Source organism: Rhodococcus sp. 1R11 (assembly GCF_004563845.1).
Lineage (GTDB): Bacteria > Actinomycetota > Actinomycetes > Mycobacteriales > Mycobacteriaceae > Rhodococcoides.
In genome coordinates this window covers 488677-503832 of the sequence record NZ_SPNG01000001.1, presented here as the reverse complement: position 1 = coordinate 503832, position 15156 = coordinate 488677, and the positions used below count along the sequence as shown (strand labels likewise).

At 63.8% G+C, this 15156-nt stretch carries 18 protein-coding genes and 1 riboswitch; of the genes, 11 read left to right on the top strand and 7 right to left on the bottom strand.

From position 1 onward, the window contains the following. Nucleotide 1 precedes the first annotated feature (1 nt). A complete protein-coding gene (locus tag E4P29_RS02510) occupies nt 2-484 on the top strand; it encodes a DUF456 domain-containing protein (RefSeq protein WP_135041585.1) in 483 nt (160 codons plus the stop codon). Nucleotides 485-502: 18 nt separating this feature from the next. Here E4P29_RS02510 and E4P29_RS02505 read toward each other — a convergent pair whose 3' ends face one another. Beyond that, entirely contained in the window at nt 503-1249 is a 747-nt protein-coding gene (locus E4P29_RS02505; protein ID WP_135041583.1) for an amidohydrolase family protein, read from the bottom strand. A 55-nt stretch (nt 1250-1304) separates the two neighbouring features. Here E4P29_RS02505 and E4P29_RS02500 point away from each other — a divergent pair, with 55 nt between their 5' ends. Further along, nucleotides 1305-2174, top strand: a complete 870-nt coding sequence (locus E4P29_RS02500; RefSeq protein ID WP_245154115.1) for an SMP-30/gluconolactonase/LRE family protein — start codon at nt 1305-1307, stop codon at nt 2172-2174. Between the two features lie 71 nt (nt 2175-2245). Here the strand turns inward: E4P29_RS02500 and E4P29_RS02495 are convergent, their stop codons facing one another. Next, nucleotides 2246-3631: an FAD-dependent oxidoreductase gene (locus tag E4P29_RS02495; protein WP_032401092.1), complete on the bottom strand. Its 1386-nt coding sequence runs from the start codon at nt 3629-3631 to the stop codon at nt 2246-2248. Nucleotides 3632-3935: 304 nt separating this feature from the next. Here E4P29_RS02495 and E4P29_RS02490 point away from each other — a divergent pair, with 304 nt between their 5' ends. From E4P29_RS02490 to E4P29_RS02475, 4 genes are all read left to right on the top strand, one after another. Continuing rightward, on the top strand, nt 3936-4799 hold the full coding sequence (locus tag E4P29_RS02490; protein ID WP_135041579.1) for a TauD/TfdA family dioxygenase: 864 nt from the start codon (nt 3936-3938) through the stop codon (nt 4797-4799). A 79-nt stretch (nt 4800-4878) separates the two neighbouring features. Beyond that, on the top strand, nt 4879-5406 hold the full coding sequence (locus E4P29_RS02485; RefSeq protein ID WP_135041577.1) for a hypothetical protein: 528 nt from the start codon (nt 4879-4881) through the stop codon (nt 5404-5406). A 48-nt stretch (nt 5407-5454) separates the two neighbouring features. Further along, nucleotides 5455-5868 carry a rhodanese-like domain-containing protein gene (locus E4P29_RS02480; RefSeq protein ID WP_135041575.1) on the top strand — a complete coding sequence of 138 codons (414 nt, stop codon included), beginning with the start codon at nt 5455-5457 and terminating at the stop codon, nt 5866-5868. Beyond that, complete coding sequence (locus E4P29_RS02475; RefSeq protein WP_135041573.1) at nt 5865-7085, top strand: O-succinylhomoserine sulfhydrylase; 1221 nt, start codon at nt 5865-5867, stop codon at nt 7083-7085. Before E4P29_RS02480 ends, E4P29_RS02475 begins: the two co-directional genes overlap by 4 nt. A gap of 22 nt (nt 7086-7107) precedes the next feature. Here E4P29_RS02475 and E4P29_RS02470 read toward each other — a convergent pair whose 3' ends face one another. The 4 genes from E4P29_RS02470 to E4P29_RS25835 all read right to left on the bottom strand — a co-directional run bounded on the left by E4P29_RS02470 (nt 7108) and on the right by E4P29_RS25835 (nt 9630). Further along, entirely contained in the window at nt 7108-8181 is a 1074-nt protein-coding gene (locus E4P29_RS02470) for an isochorismate synthase (protein ID WP_135041571.1), read from the bottom strand. After that, nucleotides 8181-8996 carry an HAD-IIA family hydrolase gene (locus tag E4P29_RS02465; RefSeq protein WP_045840622.1) on the bottom strand — a complete coding sequence of 272 codons (816 nt, stop codon included), beginning with the start codon at nt 8994-8996 and terminating at the stop codon, nt 8181-8183. The genes E4P29_RS02470 and E4P29_RS02465 overlap by 1 nt, the downstream gene beginning before the upstream one ends. Nucleotides 8997-9029: 33 nt before the next feature. Next, nucleotides 9030-9329, bottom strand: a complete 300-nt coding sequence (locus E4P29_RS02460) for a WhiB family transcriptional regulator (protein WP_027494274.1) — start codon at nt 9327-9329, stop codon at nt 9030-9032. A 142-nt stretch (nt 9330-9471) separates the two neighbouring features. Beyond that, complete coding sequence (locus tag E4P29_RS25835) at nt 9472-9630, bottom strand: hypothetical protein (RefSeq protein ID WP_167735353.1); 159 nt, start codon at nt 9628-9630, stop codon at nt 9472-9474. 211 nt (nt 9631-9841) lie between these two features. After that, nucleotides 9842-9935: riboswitch (SAM riboswitch) on the top strand. A gap of 162 nt (nt 9936-10097) precedes the next feature. Here E4P29_RS25835 and E4P29_RS02455 point away from each other — a divergent pair. The 5 genes from E4P29_RS02455 to E4P29_RS02435 are packed head-to-tail and all read left to right on the top strand — an operon-like array spanning nt 10098 to nt 14396. Further along, entirely contained in the window at nt 10098-11009 is a 912-nt protein-coding gene (locus tag E4P29_RS02455; protein WP_209205291.1) for an amino acid ABC transporter permease, read from the top strand. Beyond that, nucleotides 11006-11803 (top strand): amino acid ABC transporter ATP-binding protein, encoded by a 798-nt coding sequence (locus E4P29_RS02450; protein WP_135041567.1) that lies wholly within the window; start codon nt 11006-11008, stop codon nt 11801-11803. Before E4P29_RS02455 ends, E4P29_RS02450 begins: the two co-directional genes overlap by 4 nt. Nucleotides 11804-11844: 41 nt before the next feature. Beyond that, nucleotides 11845-12819 (top strand): ABC transporter substrate-binding protein, encoded by a 975-nt coding sequence (locus E4P29_RS02445; protein ID WP_135041565.1) that lies wholly within the window; start codon nt 11845-11847, stop codon nt 12817-12819. Between the two features lie 7 nt (nt 12820-12826). Then, entirely contained in the window at nt 12827-13855 is a 1029-nt protein-coding gene (locus E4P29_RS02440) for an FAD-dependent oxidoreductase (protein ID WP_135041563.1), read from the top strand. Between the two features lie 16 nt (nt 13856-13871). Further along, the gene (locus tag E4P29_RS02435; protein WP_135041561.1) at nt 13872-14396 is read left to right on the top strand and encodes a GNAT family N-acetyltransferase; all 525 of its coding nucleotides are present in this window, start codon (nt 13872-13874) and stop codon (nt 14394-14396) included. A 62-nt stretch (nt 14397-14458) separates the two neighbouring features. On the opposite strand, the gene E4P29_RS26230 is transcribed toward E4P29_RS02435, so the two are convergent. Then, on the bottom strand, nt 14459-14674 hold the full coding sequence (locus E4P29_RS26230) for a hypothetical protein (RefSeq protein ID WP_245154114.1): 216 nt from the start codon (nt 14672-14674) through the stop codon (nt 14459-14461). Nucleotides 14675-15156 lie beyond the last annotated feature (482 nt).

Here is a 15156-nt window from a genome sequence, read left to right as displayed (position 1 = left end):
CATGAGCGCTCTCGGAGAAATACTGGTCGGCCTGGTGATTCTGGTCGGACTCGTCGGCATCGTCGTGCCCGTTCTGCCGGGCACCATCTTGATCTTTGCGGCTGTTGCGGTGTGGGCATGGGTGACCGGCGGCGCCGCCGCGTGGACGGTGTTCGGCATCGCGACGGTGCTACTGGTTCTGAGCGGCGTCGTGAAGTACACCTGGCCGGGCCGTCGGATGCGGGAGGCCGGCGTGCCGATGCGATCGCTCGTCGTCGGCGGCCTGCTCGGCATCGTCGGCTTCTTCGTCATTCCCGTGGTGGGACTGTTCATCGGTTTCATCGCCGGCGTCTACGTGGCCGAACTACCCAGGCACCGCAACCATTCCGAGGCCTGGCGATCGACCGTGCACGCCACCAAGGCAGCTGGGCTGTCGATCCTGGTGGAACTGTTCGGCGCGTTGCTCGCCTCGGCCGTGTGGCTCGGGGGAGCAGTACTGATCTAGTTCAGGGGCCCTGCTGATCTAAGGGACTCGATACCAAGCCCGGGCATTACCGTCGAGCACAGCGGGGAGGTCGCCGCCGACGGCCCCGGAGATGATGTCGATGTCGGTCTCGGAGAACGGCCGCGGGGCTCGCGTACCGGGCAGGTCGGTGCCGAACAGCAGTGCCTCCGGGTTCACGCGGTGGACCTGCTGCAGGGTGTCGACGATGTCGAGGTCCACGCGGCCGAATCCCGTTGCCTTGACGCGTACTCCGCGGTCGACGAGGTTCAACAGATAGGGAAGTCCCTGCGTCGACAGTCCCAGATGGTCGATGCTCACCGCCGGTAGTTTCGCGAGGATCGGCTCGAGCGAAAGCAGCAACGACGCGTCGACGTACAGCTCGGCGTGCCAGCCCACCAGTTCGTGCACTCGTCGGGCCTGCGTGGTGAGCATCTCGACGTCGGTCTCACCGCGTTTGAGGTTGAATCGCATCGCCCGCACACCTGCCTCGTCGAGGGCCACAATCTCCTCGTCCGTGCACTCCGGATCGAGCTGAGCCACCCCCACCCAGCCGCGTCCGAGCGTCTCCAGTGCTTCCAACAGATAGCTCTGATCGGTGCCTTGGAACGATGCGGTGACCACGGCACCGCCGGTGATCCCGAGCCCGTCGACGTCGTAGAGATAGTTCGAGACGGTGTACGGATCCGGCGTGTATCCCTGGTTCTCGATCAACGGAAATCGGGGGTCGATGATGTGTAGGTGGGCGTCGAACACGGGTCCCAGCATGCCAGCTCGCCGATTCGCCGTCGCGGCCACCTGGCTCGGTGTTTGAATGCGAAACATGAAACCGGAGACCACCGTCGTTCTCGACGGATACACCTATTTCGAATGTCCACGCTGGCACGACGGGAGGATCTGGGTATCGGATTTCTACAGCCATCGCGTCGTATCCGCCCTCGAGGACGGTTCCGACGTGCGAGTCGAAGCCGAGGTGCCCAATCAGCCGTCGGGACTGGGTTGGTTACCCGACGGCCGGCTGCTGATCGTCTCGATGCGTGATTACAAGTTGTTACTACGCGAGCACGACGGTTCGCTGGCAGTTCATGCCGATCTGTCGACGTACGTGACGGCGAACCTCAACGACATGCTCGTCGATGCGCAGGGACGCGCATACATCGGCAATTTCGGATTCGACCTGATGAATTTCGCTCCCGTCGAGACGGCCGATCTGATTCGCGTCGATCCGGACGGGTCCGCGCACGTCGTGGCCTCGGATCTGTACTTCCCCAACGGAATGGCGTTCACCGATTCCGGTGAACTGCTCGTCGACGAGACGGTCGGGAACCGGGTCAGTGCCTTCGACGTCGCCGAGGACGGGTCGCTGGGGGAGCGGCGTGACTGGGCGAAGTTCGGTGAGCTGCCGTCGTCGACGGACATGGCAACGGCTATCGGCGAGGTGAAGGTGGCCGCCGACGGATGCTGCATCGACACCGACGGCACGATGTGGATCGCCGACGCACTCGGTCAGCGCGTATTGCACGTCGCGCCGGGCGGAGAGGTGCTCGAGCAGCTCGACTTCGATCTCGGCGTGTTCGCGTGTGGACTCGGCGGATCCGATGGTCGCACGCTGTTCGTCTGCGCTGCACCGGATTTCAACGAGCATCAGCGCAAGATCGAAACCGAGGGAAAGCTGCTGGCGGTTCGGGTGTAGTGCGCTGCGCGCATGTGAGTGGAAACTCGTAGCCTGCTACGCGTTTCCACTCACATGCGGCGCCAGCCGCTCTAGGCCTTGTCGGGCTCGGAGGCCTTCAGCATGTCTTCGCGCTCGACGACCTTGACGCGCTCGCGACCCTCGGGCTCGCCGAGTGAACGCTCGTGGGCGTCGAGGCGGTACCAGCCGTCCCAGGTGGTGAACGGAACCTGCTTGCCTTCGAGGAACGAGGTGACGGCGTCGAGATCCGGCTCGGCTGCACCGGCGAAGCTCGGCGCATCCTCGAGCAGGTTCGCGACCGTCTCGTTGGCGTCGCCCTTGGTGTGACCGATGAGGCCGACGGGTCCGCGCTTGATCCAGCCCGTGACGTACGTGGCGGGAACGGGCGTGGTGGAGTGCGGTGACTCGACGACGCGTCCGGCCTCGTTGGGGATGGTGCCTGCCTGCTCGTCGAACGGGAGCTGGCTGATGTTCTGGCTGAGGTAGCCGACGGCGCGGTAGACGGCCTGAACGTCCCAGTCGTTGTACTTTCCGGTGCCGCGGACGTTGCCGGTGCCGTCGAGCTCGGTGCGCTCGGTACGCAGACCGACGACCTTGCCGTCCTCGCCGAGTACCTCGTGCGGGGACTCGAAGAAGTGCAGGAACAGCTTGTGCGGGCGAGCGCCGACGTCGCGGATGGCCCAGTCCTGCAGGGTGTTGGCGACCATGTCGATCTGCTTGGAGCTGCGGCGAGCCTGCTCGGAACCCTCGTCGTAGTCGATGTCCTCGGGTGCGACGATGACCTCGATGTTCGGCGAATGGTCGAGCTCGCGCAGTTCGAGCGGGGTGAACTTGGCCTGAGCCGGGCCGCGGCGGCCGAAGACGTGCACCTCGAGGGCCTTGTTGGCCTTGAGGCCTTCGTAGACGTTGGCCGGGATTTCGGTGGGGAGCAGTTCGTCGCCGGTCTTGGCGAGAACGCGTGCGACGTCGAGGGCGACGTTGCCGACGCCGAGGACGGCGACCTTCTCGGCCTCGAGGGGCCAGGTGCGCGGCACGTCGGGGTGGCCGTCGTACCAGGAGACGAAGTCGGCGGCGCCGTAGCTGCCGTCGAGGTCGATGCCGGGGATGTTCAGTGCGCGGTCGGCGTTGGCTCCGGTGGAGAAGATGACGGCGTCGTAGAAGCGGCGCAGGTCGTCGAGGTTGATGTCGGTGCCGTAGTCGATGTTGCCGAGCAGGCGCACCTGAGGCTTGTCGAGCACCTTGTGCAGGGCGGTGATGATGCCCTTGATGCGTGGGTGGTCAGGGGCGACGCCGTAGCGAATGAGCCCGAACGGGGCCGGCATCCGCTCGAAGAGGTCGATGCTCACGCCCGGTCCGCTGACATTGTGGTCGGACTTCATGAGCGCGTCGGCGGCGTAGATGCCTGCCGGTCCGGCACCGACGATGGCGACGCGGAGTGGACGAGTCTGATCAGTCATGTGCAGCGAGCTACCTTCTTCGAGGGAAGTGCGGACACCCCAGCATAAATTAAGGACAACCTGAGCTGGGGCAGTGGGCAACTTGCCGTATTCCCCGGGTTCCGGTAGGAATTGACCCGTGCAGACGACATACCTGGTCCGACGGTTCACCGTCGACTTCTGTCGCACCTGCACCAACATGTGTTGTCGGTGACCTGACCCGACGCCCAATCCCTGTCACCCGACGTCGCCGGGACGGGATCCCTCCCTCGACGGCCGTGCCGCGACCAGTAGGCGCACCGCTGTCTCTCGGATTCGAGGACACATGACCACTCTGGAACAGACCGTTTCGCTCACTCTCGACAAGTTCGGCCCGAGCTTCGGTGCCGAAGTCATCGGTCTCGACGTCGCCACCGCGTCCGACGCCGAAATCCGCGCCGTTCGGACGGCACTCGTCGAGCACAAGGTTCTCGTGCTGCGAGGTCAGTCGATCGACGACGCAGGCCACATCGAGTTCGGTCGCCGGCTCGGTGACCTCACCGCCGGTCACCCGGTTCACGACAGCGGGCACGTCGCCCCCGAGGTCTACGCCCTCGACAGTCAGGACAACGGGTTCGCCGACGTCTGGCACACCGACGTCACGTTCATGGAACGTCCGCCGATGGGGTCGATCCTGCGGCCCGTCGTCCTGCCACCACACGGCGGCGACACCAACTGGGCCGACAGTCAGCTCGCCTACGAGTCGCTGTCCGCGCCCGTTCGCCGAATGATCGATGGGCTCACAGCAATTCACGACGGCAACCGGGAGTTCGGCTACTACCTCGCGCAGAAGCGCGGCGGTAAGGGCAACGTGTGGGACGGCAAGGAAGTCACCGCGCTGGTCCCCGTCGAACATCCCGTCGTGCGGGTGCATCCGGAAACCGGCCGCAAGGGGCTGTTCGTCAATCCGGGTTTCACCTCCCACATCGTGGGCGTCTCGGAGGCGGAGAGCCGCGGAATCCTGGATTTGTTGTACGCGCACCTGACCAAGCCCGAGCACATCGTGCGCCACCGCTGGCGTCTGGGAGATCTGGTGCTGTGGGACAACCGCAGCACGTCGCACTACGCCAACCGCGATTACGGCACCGAGCACCGCAAGATGCATCGCATCACGCTGAAGGGCGACATCCCAGTCGGGCCCACTCGCTGAAGGACCCAGTCGCTGACGCACCCAGTCACTGAAGGACCCAGCTGAACGCAGACCCGTCGGATCGAGGAAGATTGCCTACATGGCGTCGTGGAGTGAACGTAGGCAGCAGTGGGTCGACAGTCGTGAGGAAGCGCGCAACAACGCATCCCAGGCGGCTACCGACTCCGGTGAGCAGCGTCCGCCCACCGCGTGGCCGTTCATCATCGCTGCGGGCGTCGTCGTCGTGCTGCTCGTCGGCATTTTCGCGGCGTCCAAGTTCGCCCCCGCGGAGGACAACGTGACGCAGGCGCAGTTGCTCACCGACGCCGTCGACGGTTTCCTCGAAGCACAGAACAACGGTGACGCGGATCTGCTGCGTGCGAACACGTGTGCCGAACAGGTCGAGCGCCTGATCCCCGGCGACGACGCCCAGTACCGCATCGACCGCGCAGGCGACGTGGAACGCAACGGCGAGACGTCGATCGACGGAGTGCCCACGGGGTACGAGGTCAACGGCGACCGCGGTGTGGTCACGGTACCGCTGAAGGAAGAGAAATCCGGAGCGCAGACCGACGACGAATGGAAGTTCGTCCGGGTGAACGACACCTGGTTGGTGTGCAATGTGTGATTCGGGCACGTGTGATGTCGTAACAGCAAGTGACGGAAGGCTGATCCAGTGACCTACGCAGGTGACATAACCCCGCAGGCGGCGTGGGAGTTGTTGCAGAGCAACCCCGATGCCGTTCTCGTCGACGTCCGCACCCATGCCGAGTGGCGGTACGTCGGCGTACCCGACACCTCCGGCATCGATCGCCCGACCCACCTGATCGAGTGGGTGAGCTACCCCGACGGCGCTCGCAACACCGACTTCGTCGACGAGCTGAAAGCCGCAGGCGTGGACGGCGATCGGCCGGTGGTGTTCCTGTGCCGCTCCGGTCAGCGATCGATCGGTGCGGCCGAGGCCGCCACGGCTGCGGGAATCGGCCCGTCCTACAACGTGCTCGACGGTTTCGAAGGTGCCACCGATGCCGATGGCCACCGCGGTGCCGTGGGGTGGCGTGCGGTCGGGTTGCCCTGGAGGCAGTCGTGACGAACATTCCCAGGGGCGGGGGTTTTCAGAAGCCGCTACCCGACGGTGTGGGTCAGGGAACGCTGGGAGTTCGCGGCGGTCTGATGCGATCGGGCTTCGACGAGAACGCCGAAGCGCTGTATCTCACTTCGGGTTTCGTCTACGAGAGTGCCGGTGCCGCCGAGCAGGCGTTCACCGGTGACATCGATCATTTCGTGTACTCGCGCTACGGCAACCCGACGGTCAAGATGTTCGAGGAGCGGTTGCGGCTGATCGAGGGTGCCGAGGCGTGCTTCGGCACGTCGAGTGGCATGTCGGCAGTATTCACCGCGCTCGGCGCATTGTTGAAGGCCGGTGACCGATTGGTCGCTGCGCGTAGCCTTTTCGGTTCCTGCTTCGTGGTGTGCAACGAGATCCTGCCGCGCTGGGGTGTCGAGACCGTCTTCGTCGACGGTGAGGACCTCGAGCAGTGGGAGCAGGCATTGTCGGTGCCGACGACCGCGGTGTTCTTCGAGACTCCGTCCAATCCGATGCAGTCGCTCGTCGATGTCAGGCGGGTGTCCGAGATGGCGCACGCCGCCGGTGCAACGGTGGTGTTGGACAACGTGTTCGCGACGCCTCTGCTGCAGCGCAGCCTCGAACTCGGTGCCGACGTGGTGGTGTATTCCGGCACCAAGCACATCGACGGTCAGGGCCGGGTGCTCGGCGGCGCGATCCTGGGATCGAAGGAGTACATCGACGGGCCGGTGCAGACGTTGATGCGGCACACGGGACCGGCCCTGAGCCCGTTCAACGCCTGGACGTTGCTCAAAGGGCTCGAGACGATGCCGGTGCGCGTGCGGCATTCGGTGAACTCCGCACTGCAGATCGCCGAGTTCCTCGAAGGGCATTCGGCGGTGCGGTGGGTCAAATACCCGTTCCTGCCATCGCATCCACAGTACGAGCTGGCGACGTCGCAGATGTCGGGCGGCGGCACGGTCGTCACGTTCGAGCTCGATGCCCCCGGCGGCGCAGGCAAGCAGCGTGCTTTCGAGTTGCTCGACGGCCTGAAGATCGTGGACATCTCGAACAACCTCGGCGATTCCAAGACGCTCATCACCCACCCGGCCACCACCACGCACCGCGCGATGGGCCCGGAAGGTCGTGCTGCAGTGGGTATCACCGATGGCGTCGTGCGGATTTCCATCGGTCTCGAGGACACTGAGGACCTGATCGGGGATCTGGACCAGGCGCTCTAGGCGGCTTGGGCAGCGCGGTTCGTCAGTGCTCGAATGCGCTGAGCACGGTACGGAATTTCGCTGTGGTCTCGTCCAGTTCGGCGTCGGGGTCCGATTCGGCGACGATGCCGCCGCCGGCTGTGGCGGTACCGGACAGGCCGTCGGCGGTGAGTTCGATGCACCGGATCGCGACCATCCATTCACCGTCCCCGCTGCCGTCGGTCCATCCGAGCGCACCGGCATAGAAGCCGCGTGATCCCTCGATCTCGGTGATCGCTCGCATGGCGGCGGCGCGGGGAACACCGGCGACGGCAGCGGTGGGATGCAGCGCCAATGCGAGGTCGAGGGCCGACGTCGACGGGTCGGCCAACGTACCGACGATCGGCGTGGACAGGTGCCACAGCTGCGGAGTGCTGCTCAGCTGAGGTGTCGCGGGTACGTCCAGTGTCTCGCAGAACGGCGCCAGTGCTGCCTTGATCTCGTCGACGACGAAGCGATGCTCGGCCTGGTCTTTCGCGCTGGCCGCCAGTGCCGCCGAGATACGCGCGTCCTCGTCGGGGTCGGTGGAGCGCGCGGCCGTCCCGGCGAAGGGATGGCAGCTGACGACGTTCCCGCGTTTGCGCACCAGCAGTTCGGGGCTTGCGCCGACGAGATGTCTGCCGGGCTCGTCTGTGGGCGAGAGGTCTGCGAAAAAGCCGTTTCCCATCGGATCGCGAGTCACCAACGCGCTCAACACCGCTGACGGATCGATGGGTGACTCGGCGGCCAGTTCGATCGCCCGTGCCAGCACGATCTTCTCGGCAACACCGGCTTCCAACCGCCGCACGACCTCACGGACACGTTCGACGTGGACGTCCGGCTCGGGGATCTGACGTACGACGGTGACGGTCGGTAGCGGCGGCTGAGCATCCGGTACCGCCCACGCACCGGCGCGGCGGTAGAACTCCACCGGCTCGATCAGCGCGGTCGCGTCGGCCATGTCGAAAGGCAGTACCCCGAGGACGTTTCGGCCTTGCTGTACCGCCGCGACTGCGTCGGCGACATCCGGAAAATGTTGCTGCACTCCCAAGCCGACGACGTGATGATCCTGCCGAGACAGAACGAATCGGAGCTTCATCAGAACGGGTTCTGTGTGCGGCCCACCAAGTCTGCGACGGAATCGAGCACTTTCGTCGGACGGTACGGGTACTGCTCGACGGACTGCACGGTCGAAATGCCGGTCAACACCAGAATGGTCTGCAATCCGGCTTCCAGACCGGACAGCACGTCGGTGTCCATCCGGTCGCCGATCATCAGCGTGTTCTCGGAGTGCCCGCCGATGGCGCGCAGAGCCGAACGCATCATCAACGCGTTGGGCTTGCCCACGTAGTACGGCTCCTTGCCCGTCGCCTTGGTGATGAGTGCGGCGACAGAACCGGTCGCGGGCAGCGAACCCTCGCGCGACGGACCGGTCGCGTCGGGGTTGGTGGCGATGAAGCGCGAACCCTTCTCGACGAGACGAATGGCGGTGGTGATGGCCTCGAACGAGTACGTCCTGGTCTCGCCGAGCACCACGTAGTCGGGGCTGGAGTCGGTCAGGGTGTAGCCGATGTCGTGCAGGGCGGTCGTCAGACCGGACTCGCCGACGACGTAGGCGCTGCCGCCGGGCCGCTGATTTCCGAGGAAGGTGGCGGTGGCCAGGGCGGAGGTCCAGATCGACTTCTCCGGAATGTCCAAGCCGGTGAATGCGAGACGTGCGCGCAGGTCACGTGGGGTGCGGATCGAATTGTTCGTCAACACGATGAACGGGATCTCGTTGGCCTGCAGCTCGGCGAGGAACGTGTCGGCACCGGGGATCAGGTGATCCTCGTGGACGAGAACTCCGTCCATGTCCATCAGATACGTCCACGGCAGGGGCTTCTCGATATCGGTCACCCCTCCATTGTGGACCATCCGGCGAGCTGCGGACCATCTTCTGGTCGCGGCCTAACTCGCCCGCCGCTCGTGGTCGCGTCGCGAGTTGGCCCGATGAACCAGCCGTTCGCGGGCCGTCATGCCGCCCCACACCCCGAACGGTTCGTTGGCTGCCAACGCGAATCGCTTGCAGGCGTCGAGCACCCCGCAGCCGGCGCACACCTGCTTGGCGCGATCCTCGCGTTGGCGACGCGCCGTTCGCCCCTCACCCGAGGGGGAGAAGAAGATCTCCGAGTCCTGACCCCGGCACAGTGCGTCGAGCTGCCAGTCCCAGGATTCGGCGGTGGACGAGGAAATCCTGCGTTCGATCATGGCGATTGCGGTGTTCTTCGACGCGGCAGAGTTGTTCGGCATCGTGGCGACCCAGTCCTTTCGTCGACGCTGTCGCTAGGAACCCTTGCCGTGTCGAAGGCGCGAGGCAATGGTTGAAATCAGGGTGATTCGAGACCGCGGTTCAGGACACGTCGGGGGTGTACCGATAGAGGGCGTTCACTCGGTCGTCCAGCATGAACAGTGGAAGGATCACAGCCTGGATCGCGGCGACCGCAGCAGGGAGATAGTCGCCCGCGACGACACACACGAGACTGCCGAGACCGAACAGAACAAGCGTCATACGGGGAAGCAGCCACGTCGGCTTCCGTTCAGTTCGCCTGAGCCCGTGGACAATCGCGGCCGCGACCGCCACGAGAGTGGTGGAGTTCGTCGACCCTCTACAGAAGCAACCCAGTGGCGGTTGCTGCGGTGGCAAGGGTTGAAATCATCGTGATTGTAACCGAATATGCACGTGCACTTGACTTTTCGGTAGATTGTTCTGTACGTTCCTGTCACCATCCAGAGCGACCGAGAGACCTTGGCTCGATGACGTCGCAGCAACCCCGCCCTACGGCGTGTGGGTGCTACCGCCAGGACCGATGGAGGCACGACCGATGAACATCTGTATCTGTACGCACGCTTGACCGATCGGCGTACTCACAGCACGAAATCTTCGAAAGGCAACCCAGCGATGATCGCTGCCCATCCGACCCGGCGGTTCCGGTGACTCAACTCGACTCTCGACCCGTTGCGGATACGACGGACGACATTCCCGACGAACAACTCGTCGTTGCCCGCACGTGGCACCCGTGGCGCTGGGTGATCGCAGTCGCCACTCTGATCGTGGTCGGTCAGTTCCTGCACGGCTTCGTCACCAACCCCGGATGGGATTGGGGCACCTTCGCGCAGTACTTCACTGCGGCATCGGTGATGTCGGCGCTGTGGTTGACCATCCAGCTCACCTTCTGGGGCACGCTGATCGGCTTCGCCATCGGTATCGGCCTGGCGGTAGCGCGGCTGTCCGACAATCCTGTGCTGCAGGTTATCTCCTGGTTCTACATCTGGGCCTTCCGTTCCATCCCGTTGATCGTGCAGCTTCTGTTCTGGTTCAATATTGCGTATCTGTACCGGACTCTGTCGTTGGGCATTCCGTTCGGTCCCAGCTTCTTTCGATTCGACGTCAACAACGTCATCAGTGGATCGACGGCAGCCATCATCGGGCTGGCCCTGCACCAAGCGGCCTACTCGGCCGAGATCGTTCGGGCCGGCATCATCTCGGTGGACCAGGGGCAACTCGAAGCAGCAGCAGCGCTGGGTATTCCGAAGAGACGGGAGTTCTTCAAGATCGTTCTGCCGCAGGCGATGCGAGGGATTCTCCCCAACGCGGCCAACGAGGTGATCTCTCTGTTCAAAGGCACGTCGATCGTGTCGGTCATGGCCATCGCCGAATTGTTCTACCAGGTGCAGGTCATATACGGACGCAACGGACGCGTGGTTCCGCTGCTCATGGTCGCGACCGTCTGGTACATCATTCTGACGTCGGTCCTCTCGATCGTGCAGTTCTACGTCGAGCGGCACTACGCCAAGGGCGCGGTACGTAACATTCCGCTGACGCCGATCCAGCAGATTCGCCACAAGCTCGCCAACGTCACCTTCGCGCCGAGAGGGGCGACCCGATGACCACTCTCGATGCCTCCACGTCCACTGCCGCAACGAGATACGCGGTCGAGGTGCGTGGCGTCCACAAGTCCTACGGCGGGCTCGACGTGCTCAAAGGCATCGACCTCGTGGTACGTCCCGGTGAGGTGACCGCGATAATCGGCCCCTCGGGTTCGGGAAAATCGACCTTGCTGCGCGCTCTGAACCATCTGGAGAAGGTGGATCAGGGCACCGTCCGGGTCGACGGTGAGCTGGTGGGATACCGGCGCAAAGGCAACAAACTGCACGAACTCAGCAACAGGGAAATTCTGCGGCAGCGTTCCCAGATCGGTTTCGTGTTCCAGAACTTCAACCTCTTCCCGCACCTGACGGTGCTCGAGAACGTCATCGAGGCACCGATCTCGGCGCAGAAGCGCACGCGTTCCGACGTCGAACCCGAGGCGCTGGCTCTCCTCGAACGAGTCGGAGTGCACGCGAAAGCACATGATTATCCGCGACGACTCTCCGGGGGACAACAGCAGCGGGTCGCCATCGCGCGGGCACTTGCCCTGCGTCCCAAAGTCATTCTGTTCGACGAGCCCACGTCAGCACTCGATCCCGAATTGGTGGGAGAGGTTCTCGAGGTCATCCGCGGCCTTGCCCGTGAGGGCGCGACGTTGGTGATCGTCACCCACGAGGTGGGCTTCGCCCGCGAGATCGCGGACACCGTCGTCTTCATGGACGGCGGCGTCATCGTCGAACAAGGTTCTCCGACCGAGCTTCTCGATTCACCTCGGGAGGAACGCACCAAGTCGTTCCTCGCTCACGTTCTCTAACTCCCACACACCTTCACCTGCACCCACGAACGGGGAAAATCATGTCCGGATCATCTCGTCGGCTCGCGGTGGCCGCGTCCGCATTCGCTGTCCTCGCACTCACTGCGACAGCATGCAGCGAGCCCACTGCAGAATCTCAGGTCGTCACCGAGGACGGCGGATCGTTCGATCTTTCACCCGAGCAGGCCGACCGCGTTCGCGCCCAGAAGGTCGACGAGATCGCAGCCGAAGTGCCGCAAGCGATTCGCGATCGAGGCACCCTGATCGTCACCGGGGCGGGCGGTACCGCGCCACCGCTGCGTTTCTACGCGACCGACGACACCACGATCGTGGGGTCCGAGGTGGACTTCTCGTACCTGATCGCCGACATTCTCGGTCTCGACGTCGACCTTCAGGTCGCAGATTGGTCGCAGAACTTCGTGAAGATCGACTCCGGTGAGAACGACGTGTTCATCTCCAATGTCACCGTCACCGAGGAGCGCAAGGACAAGTACGACTTCGCGACCTATCGACTGGACAACCTCGCTTTCGAGGCGCAGAAGGACACCGATTGGACAGTCGAGAAGCGTCAGGACATCGCAGGAAAGAAGATCGGGGTCGGCTCCGGTACCAACCAAGAGCAGTTGCTGGTCGACTGGAACGAGCAGAACGTAGCCGAGGGTCTGGCTCCCGCCGAGATCGCCTACTACCAGAACACGTCCGACTACTACCTGGCGCTCGGGTCAGGCCGTATCGACGGGTACCTGGGACCGAATCCGTCGGCTGTTTACCACGCGGCAACCGGTGGTGAAACCAAGATCATCGGCACGTTCTCCGGTGCGGGAGACGCTTTGCAGGGTGAGATAGCAGTACTGACGAAGAAGGACAACGGGCTCATCGACGCCGTGCAGGACGCAGTGAATCACGCCATCGGAGACGGCAGCTATCAGAAGGTGATCGATCGTTGGGGCCTGCAGTCCGAGGCCGTACAGGAGTCCGTCATCAACCCGCCGGGGCTCCCACGTAAGGAAGGTTAGACAGCAGATGAGAGTAGTAGTCGTCGGTGGAGGAGTCATCGGAGCATCGAGCGCGTGGCAACTCGCAGTACGCGGACACGATGTGACGTTGCTCGAACAGTTCGGTGCGGGTCACGACAGAGGTGCCTCGCACGGATCGTCGCGCATCTACCGGCACGCGTACGCCGACGACTACTACGTGGCTCTTGCTGCCCGCGCCCTCACCCTGTGGCGCGATCTGGAGGAATCGACCGAGACCGAATTGTTGGAACTGACCGGCGCAGTCGACCATGGCGACCCGTCCGTGGTGCGGCCCCGTATCGATGCGTTGGGGAGAGCGGGAGTGGAGTTCGAGGTGCTCGAACCTTCAGCGGCCCAGTCACGTTGGGGAGGCATACGATTCGACACCGCAGTGCTCTACCACCCCGGTGCCGGACGGTTGCACGCAGACCGCAGCGTTGCCGCCTCGACGCAGGCCGCGCTCGATCGCGGAGCAATCGTCGAATACGAGACGCCGGTTCGAGAGATCCGCGGCAGTGAGGTGATCACCGACAGTCGCGCCTACGCGGCCGACGTAGTCGTGGTCGCAGCAGGCGCCTGGACGACGAAGGTAGCGCCGCTTCTGAGGCTTCCGCCGTTGGTCACCACGCAGGAACAGCCGGCGCATTTCGTTCCGGTGCAACGAGGACTGGAGTGGCCGAGCTTCATTCACCACCCGGGTGCCGAATTTCGTGGCGAGGGCATCTACGGCCTGTCGTCGGTCGACGGCGTCAAGATCGGTGAGCACGCCACCGGGCCCGTCGTCGATCCGGACACTCGAAACTTCGTGGCCGATCCGGCGGGGGTCGATCGCCTGATCGAATACGCACGCACGTGGTTGCCGGGAGTGCACGCCGATACGGCCGACCCGCTGACGTGTCTGTACACCAGTACTCCCGATTCCAACTTCGCAATCGCTCGCAGTGGCAACACCGTCGTCGCTGCGGGATTCTCGGGCCACGGATTCAAGTTCGCTCCCGCGATCGGAGAATTGGTCGCAGATCTGGTCGACGGATAATCGAGACAGGAAGCACATGAGCGCTACGTTCGATGTCAACATTCGCACTGGCGATACCGGTCCAGGACGCGTGCACTTCGTCGAGGTCGATCAGCACGATCGGCTGGCGACGCCCCTGCTGCAGGAACTGGCGATCGAATATTCGTCCCGGTACGGCCGTAGCCCCGGGGTCCAGTACGAGGAATTGACGTCGTATCCCGCCCGGGAGTTCGCACCGCCGGGCGGTGTGTTGTTGATTGCCTTGGCCGGTGGCGTTCCTGTCGCGGGAGGTGCATACCGGAAATACGACTCGGAAACCGCAGAGCTCAAGCGTATTTGGACGTCGAAACAGCACCGGGGCAGGGGATTCGGCAGACTGGTCGTGGCCGAGCTGGAACGCAGCGCACGTGATCGCGGATATCGCAGGGTCTACCTGACGACCGGCTGGAACCAGCCCGAGGCTGTTGCGCTGTACCTGGCAGCCGGCTACACCCCGCTGTACGACCGGAGTTTGCCCTCCGAAAGTGTCGGAGCGCATCCCTTCGAGAAGACTCTCGAATGAGCCCGGTTCAGTGATGCCCGCCTAGGCGCTGAGTGGGGTGCAGTATCGCCGAGCAACGGCTGTCAGCTCGACGTGTCGGCATTGTGTTCCAGGGCGGCACCGACCCAGAACTGCAGTGCCGGTTCGCTCGTCAGCGCTTCTGCATCGACGGTGATCCAACCTTCGCCCATCGACCGCCCCTTACCCATGACGGCATGGTGGGCCCAGTCGAGCTGGAGGTATTCGGATTCGCGCACCCCGTCCACACGAACCAGGAGAGCGCGACTTCCGGTGCCCACACACACACCACCATTTTGTCTCGCACCATGAACGCCAGACCGCCGAACATCTTCTGCTCACGCAGACTCTCCTGGTCCGAGAGGGCGTCGCGGATGCGGTCCGCAAGAAGCTCGTCGTACGCCATGCGCTCGTACTCCTCCTGTGATGGTCGTATCGATCGAACCCTTCCTGCGTGGTGAGCGCAACTGTGGGTGAACGCAATGGGGATTCCGGTGATACGAGTCCGTGCTGAGAGATCAGATCGCTGAGCCAGCTGTGCGACACCACGCTATGCGGCAAGTTACATTTGCAGCACAAGTGTGACGTTGTCGATTGTGCGTAACCACGACTCGCGGAGATGCAGGTGGCGGCGTTCAATATCCCCCAAGGCGGACGTGACGACCACAGCAGCGTTGCTTGCATCGGTGACGAAAGCCCGTTCTCGACGGTATTTCCGAACATGAGTGTCGAGCCGGTGTCCAATGTTGTGTGTTGACCCAGT

Coding starts and splice junctions, on each gene's coding strand:
- E4P29_RS02510 (WP_135041585.1), top strand. CDS start 2: ATGAGCGCTCTCGGAGAAATACTGGTCGGCCTGGTGATTCTGGTCGGA.
- E4P29_RS02505 (WP_135041583.1), bottom strand. CDS start 1,249: ATGCTGGGACCCGTGTTCGACGCCCACCTACACATCATCGACCCCCGA.
- E4P29_RS02500 (WP_245154115.1), top strand. CDS start 1,305: ATGAAACCGGAGACCACCGTCGTTCTCGACGGATACACCTATTTCGAA.
- E4P29_RS02495 (WP_032401092.1), bottom strand. CDS start 3,631: ATGACTGATCAGACTCGTCCACTCCGCGTCGCCATCGTCGGTGCCGGA.
- E4P29_RS02490 (WP_135041579.1), top strand. CDS start 3,936: ATGACCACTCTGGAACAGACCGTTTCGCTCACTCTCGACAAGTTCGGC.
- E4P29_RS02485 (WP_135041577.1), top strand. CDS start 4,879: ATGGCGTCGTGGAGTGAACGTAGGCAGCAGTGGGTCGACAGTCGTGAG.
- E4P29_RS02470 (WP_135041571.1), bottom strand. CDS start 8,181: ATGAAGCTCCGATTCGTTCTGTCTCGGCAGGATCATCACGTCGTCGGC.
- E4P29_RS02465 (WP_045840622.1), bottom strand. CDS start 8,996: ATGGTCCACAATGGAGGGGTGACCGATATCGAGAAGCCCCTGCCGTGG.
- E4P29_RS02460 (WP_027494274.1), bottom strand. CDS start 9,329: ATGATCGAACGCAGGATTTCCTCGTCCACCGCCGAATCCTGGGACTGG.
- E4P29_RS25835 (WP_167735353.1), bottom strand. CDS start 9,630: ATGACGCTTGTTCTGTTCGGTCTCGGCAGTCTCGTGTGTGTCGTCGCG.
- E4P29_RS02450 (WP_135041567.1), top strand. CDS start 11,006: ATGACCACTCTCGATGCCTCCACGTCCACTGCCGCAACGAGATACGCG.
- E4P29_RS02445 (WP_135041565.1), top strand. CDS start 11,845: ATGTCCGGATCATCTCGTCGGCTCGCGGTGGCCGCGTCCGCATTCGCT.
- E4P29_RS02440 (WP_135041563.1), top strand. CDS start 12,827: ATGAGAGTAGTAGTCGTCGGTGGAGGAGTCATCGGAGCATCGAGCGCG.
- E4P29_RS02435 (WP_135041561.1), top strand. CDS start 13,872: ATGAGCGCTACGTTCGATGTCAACATTCGCACTGGCGATACCGGTCCA.